The 4052-nt window shown below is 70.4% G+C and carries 5 protein-coding genes and 1 pseudogene; 3 read left to right on the top strand and 3 right to left on the bottom strand.

Annotated features, from left to right (window positions below):
• Positions 1-124: 124 nt before the first annotated feature.
• Positions 125-415, bottom strand: a complete 291-nt coding sequence (locus tag ACWGIU_RS31785) for a hypothetical protein (protein ID WP_453711573.1) — start codon at positions 413-415, stop codon at positions 125-127.
• Positions 416-825: 410 nt separating this feature from the next.
• Here ACWGIU_RS31785 and ACWGIU_RS31780 point away from each other — a divergent pair, with 410 nt between their 5' ends.
• Positions 826-1416: an isochorismatase family protein gene (locus tag ACWGIU_RS31780; RefSeq protein WP_453711572.1), complete on the top strand. Its 591-nt coding sequence runs from the start codon at positions 826-828 to the stop codon at positions 1414-1416.
• Between the two features lie 231 nt (positions 1417-1647).
• On the opposite strand, the pseudogene ACWGIU_RS31775 reads toward ACWGIU_RS31780, so the two are convergent.
• Positions 1648-1944, bottom strand: a pseudogene (locus tag ACWGIU_RS31775) (ATP-binding protein); the annotation flags it as partial.
• 124 nt (positions 1945-2068) lie between these two features.
• On the opposite strand from ACWGIU_RS31775, the gene ACWGIU_RS31770 reads away from it, so the two are divergent.
• Positions 2069-3352, top strand: a complete 1284-nt coding sequence (locus tag ACWGIU_RS31770; RefSeq protein ID WP_453711571.1) for a cation:proton antiporter — start codon at positions 2069-2071, stop codon at positions 3350-3352.
• Positions 3353-3520: 168 nt separating this feature from the next.
• On the opposite strand, the gene ACWGIU_RS31765 is transcribed toward ACWGIU_RS31770, so the two are convergent.
• Entirely contained in the window at positions 3521-3613 is a 93-nt protein-coding gene (locus tag ACWGIU_RS31765; RefSeq protein WP_453711574.1) for a universal stress protein, read from the bottom strand.
• Positions 3614-3670: 57 nt separating this feature from the next.
• Between ACWGIU_RS31765 and ACWGIU_RS31760 the strand changes: the two genes are divergently transcribed.
• Positions 3671-4052, top strand: a 382-nt coding sequence (locus tag ACWGIU_RS31760) for a helix-turn-helix domain-containing protein (RefSeq protein ID WP_453711570.1), incomplete at its 3' end; no start/stop codon positions are given.

Below are 4052 nucleotides of genomic sequence, written 5' to 3'. Positions count from 1 at the left end.
GCACATGCAGGACGCTGTGCGTGGCGCGGCCGGCAAGGATTCGACCAGCCGCAGCACCGAGCTGCGGCTGACGGACAAGCCAAAGAGACGCCTGATCAGGCTGCCTCGATCGCCGGCCAGGCCGTCAGTCTTCGTCTGGTGGCGGAACGTGGCCTGCCGCCTTCTGCACCCTGGCCTCCAACTCGGCGCGTTCCAAACCGATCGTCTCCGCGTAGTGGTCCAGGGCCGTATCCAGCAGCCACCAGGGCTCGCGCGCGTCTTCCCACGCGTCCCGCCAGGTCACGTGCTGCTCGTCGGTCCACTGAGCCGAGTCGCCGAGTTCCACTTGGAGGCGCGTCAACTCGGCGTGCGCTTCGTCGGTCGCTTCCTGCAGCTCGATCAGTTCGTCCAGTGCGTCCGACAGTTCGATTTCCATTCCGGGATCTTAAGCGACAAGGCCATCTCGGCGCGGCGGTCTCTGTCCCTGCTCGGTAGGCCGGGTAGAGGCCTCGGCCCACGCCCGCGGCCGACTGATGCGGGGGACGAGGCCTTCAAGCCGCGCGGGGAGGGCGAGGCATCGCCGCCGGGCCGGGACGACGGGACCACGACGTCGTTGAACGCCCCGAATTCGACTGCGCACGTCCGGCAGCCGCGGGAACCACTGGCGCCTGACGGTAGCCCTGGCCCCGCCCGCGCACTTGGCCTTTGACTGCTTCGACCGTGCGAATCGTTCCTGCGGTGAATGTCTGCGGCTATGTGGGTGAGCGCAGCGCGCTATGCCTCCGGTGAAGGTGAGAGGGCCGGTAGAAGACGGAGGTCGTTCCGTCGTCCTGAGGGGTGTTCGTGATGAGCCGAGGCTTGATCGTCGTGGATGTGCAGAAGGACTTCTGCGAAGGAGGCAGTGTTCCCGTCGCGGGAGGCTCTCAGCTCGCCACCGCGATCGCCGAGCTGGTGGAGCATGCGGACGGTGACTACCAGTACGTCGTGGCCACCCGCGACCACCACATCGACCCAGGCGGCCACTTCTCCTCGAACCCGGACTTCAAGGACAGCTTCCCCGTCCACTGCGTCGCCGGAGACGAAGGCGGAGAATTCCACCCGAACTTCGCCCCCGCCGTCGTCGGCGGCAAGGTTCACGCCGTCTTCTTCAAGGGCGCCCACAGTGCGTCCAAGAGCGGCTTCGAAGGCGCGGACACCGAAGGCACCCCCCTAGCTGACTGGCTACGCGCACGCGGGGTGCGGGATGTGGACGTGGTGGGTATCGCAACCGACCACTGCGTGCGTGCCACCGCCCTGGACGCTGCCGCGGCCGGATTCAAAACCCGGGTACGCCTGGACTACACGGTCGGTGTCGCCCCCGACACCATTGCCTCCACACTGGACGACTTCCGCCAGGCAGGCATCAAGGTGTCCGGCAAGGCACCGGCGCCGAGGTAGCCCGGCAAGCGGGGACAACGTCCTCGCCCCGTGGCGGTCCACACTCGCGGAACCGGTTCTGCGAGAGCTCGTTGCACTGTGCAGGCCCCTGCCCGGGGTGCCTCGATCCTTCGGGGCGCCCGGGGTTGGCCTCTTCCAGGATCGGCCGCGCCGGCTGGTCATCGGCGAGCACCACCCGGACGGTCGTCGGGCCTCCACCGGAGCTCCGACGCGTGCGGGTGGCGGCAGCCTGGCCGCCACCCGGAAGCCGCCCTCGGTCTGCGGTCCGGTGCTGAGGTGACCGCCCAGCAGGGCGACCCGCGTCCGCATCCCGATGATGCCGAAGCCGCGGGCCGAGCTGCCCCCGGTGGCGCCGCGCCCATCGTCGACGACCTCCACGGACAGCTCCTCCGCCCTGTAGTCGACGGCCACCCGGCAACGCCCGGTGCCCGCGTGCCGGACCACGTCGGTCAGCGCCTCCCGCGCGATCCGATAGGCGGACAGATCGATGTCGGCCGGCAAGGATCGGCGTGCCTCTTTCTTCTCCATGCGGCCGCGTTGGGCCGACCGGGCCGAGCCGGGGGCGTTCGGAGCACGGTTCCCGCAGATCTGACCGGCGCCGCCATAGGGTCGGACCTCGCCTCTCTGCGCGAGGCGGGCGTGAGGAGTGCGGATGAACGGCTGGGCCGTCCTGATTGCCGGTGGTGCGGTAGTCGGCTATGGGGCGCTCTCACGCCGTTTGTCGACCACGGTGCTCTCGGGACCGCTGGTCTTCATGCTGGTCGGTCTGGCGATCGGCCCGCTGGGACTGGACCTGCTGGACCGTACGAAGGATCCCGAGGTCACGCGGACGCTCCTGGAGAGCGCGCTGGTGCTCCTTCTGTTCGCGGACGCGGCGGGAATCAGGGCCCAGGACCTGCGCCGGGAGGAGTTCCTGCCGCTGCGGCTGCTCGTGGTCGGCCTGCCGGTCACGATGGCTCTGGGCTTGCTGGTGGCCTGGCCGCTGCTGCCCGGCCTGAGCGTGTGGGAGCTGGCCCTGGCCGCCGTCATCCTCGCGCCGACGGACGCCGCGCTCGGGCAGCAGGCCTTCTCCGACAAGCAGGTGCCCCCGCTGGTCCGCGGCGGGCTGACCATCGAATCCGGTCTGAACGACGGCCTGACACTTCCGTTCTTCGTCCTGGCACTTGCGGCGGCGGGTGAGGGCCACGACCACCCGAGCGTGGCTGAGACGTTTCTGCGCGCGCTGCTGCTGAGCAGCACGATCGGAATCACGGCCGGCTGGACCGGGGCGAGCCTGTTGCGCTGGTCGCTCGCCCGGGGGTGGAGCAGCTCCGACTGGCGGCAGTTCCTGGTACTCGCCGTCCCGGTCATCGCGTACGTCCTGTGCGCCATGGTCGAGGGCAGCGGCTTCATCGGCGCCTGGGTCGCCGGCCTGGTCTTCGGCATCCACCTGCGCCGCACCCCCGCCGGCCCGGACATCCCTCCCCAGGACTCGGACCCCGCGCAGAGCACCAGGTTCACCGAACGCCTCGGCCTCCTCCTCGCCTCACTGAGCTTCCTCGTCTTCGGCGCGGTCATCCTGGGACCGACACTCCAGCACCTGCAATGGCGCATGGTCCTCTACGCGCTGTTCAGCCTGACCGTCGTCCGGATGCTGCCCGTCGCACTCGCCCTGGCCGGCACCGGCCTGCGCCCCGCCTCCATCGCGTACATCGGCTGGTTCGGCCCGCGGGGGCTCGCCTCCCTTGTGTTCGGCCTGCTCGCCCTGGAAGAACATCTGCCCGGGGGAACCCTGCTGAGCGAGGTCATCGCGGTGACCGTGGGCCTGAGCATCATCCTCCACGGAGCATCAGCCCCCCTCCTGGGCGACCGCTACGGCACATGGTTCACCAGGACACTCCGCAAGGAACCAAACCTGCGGGAGAACGCCCTCGCGCAGGACGACGGCCCACACTGATGAGGTCAGCGGCCTTCTGGGAATAGGGACGCCGGCCGGCCGCGAGGCCAGTCCATCCTTCGGGCCCGTCGCCACTGTTCGGCGTGCGGGAGGTGGACGGGCCGTTCCCCAGCTTGCCGCCCTCGGTGCCTGACCGGCTCAGACCCACGCCTGGAAGGTAGGACAAGCTTAGTTGTCTCTCATCGCCAGTACGGGGCAGGTCGCGTGTTCGACGCAGTAGCGGCTCACCGAGCCCAGCAGGGTGCCGGTGAAGCCGCCCAGGCCACGGCAGCCTACGACCGGGAGGTCCGTGCCGTTCGCGGAAGAGCTGTTCGGAGGGTGGACGCGCTGCTGGAGGGCGAGCCGGGGCTGCCGTCTCCGGCGGAGCGGGCGCGGTTGCGTGAGGCGGCCGGTGTCACGCAGGCTCGGCTCGCGGCCGCGTTGAAGTCGACGCCCCAGACGGTGAAGAACTGGGAGAACGGCCCCTCCGAGCCGCGCCCGCCGCGCCTGCAGGCCTATCTGCGGCCGCTGGACGGCTGGGCCGAGCGCTACCCCGTGCCGGCCGCCTCCGAGTCCGCGCCCGCTCCGGCTGCGGTTCCGAAGGCATTCACCGGCCCGGTGGAGCAACCCGCGGAGCGCGCCGAAGGCGCCGGGGGAGGTGGTGGCCGGGCCGTCGGCGACGTCGCGCCGCCCGGCGCGGAAAGCCGCCCCACAGCCGGCC

Source organism: Streptomyces sp. NPDC054840 (assembly GCF_053611065.1).
The sequence above is the reverse complement of the archived record's forward strand: the minus strand, read 5'-3'. Positions and strand labels throughout refer to the sequence as shown.

What these genes read in the sequence shown, in the direction of transcription:
- ACWGIU_RS31785 (WP_453711573.1), bottom strand. Translation starts at nt 415, where the DNA reads ATGGAAATCGAACTGTCGGACGCACTGGACGAACTGATCGAGCTGCAG.
- ACWGIU_RS31780 (WP_453711572.1), top strand. Translation starts at nt 826, where the DNA reads ATGAGCCGAGGCTTGATCGTCGTGGATGTGCAGAAGGACTTCTGCGAA.
- ACWGIU_RS31770 (WP_453711571.1), top strand. Translation starts at nt 2,069, where the DNA reads ATGAACGGCTGGGCCGTCCTGATTGCCGGTGGTGCGGTAGTCGGCTAT.